Origin of the sequence: Microbacterium sp. GbtcB4, assembly GCF_019091465.1 — a bacterium.
Lineage (GTDB): Bacteria > Actinomycetota > Actinomycetes > Actinomycetales > Microbacteriaceae > Microbacterium > Microbacterium paraoxydans.
On the sequence record NZ_JAGXJJ010000743.1, the window covers coordinates 1 to 230 of the forward strand.

General features: G+C 74.8%; 1 pseudogene. It reads left to right on the forward strand.

Features of this window, described 5'->3' with window-relative positions:
* A pseudogene (locus KVS71_RS19475) lies at positions 1–230 on the forward strand (hypothetical protein); the annotation flags it as partial.

Genomic DNA, 230 nt, shown 5'->3' on the forward strand with positions numbered 1-230 from the left:
CCCGCCGCGGTGCAGACCCTCGTGCTCAACCCGATCGCCGCGGCTCCGGGCAGCCTCTCGCTGGCCGAGGTCCGGGCCGCGATGTCGAACGCCGGGGAGAGCCTCATGGCGCCGTCCGTCCTCGGCATCCTTGCCGCGGGCGTGTGCCTGGCCATCGGGGCGGCGGTCGTCTGCCTCCTCACGCGGGCTCCGGCGGTGGTGGGCGGCATGACCTTCCTCGCGCTGCTCAT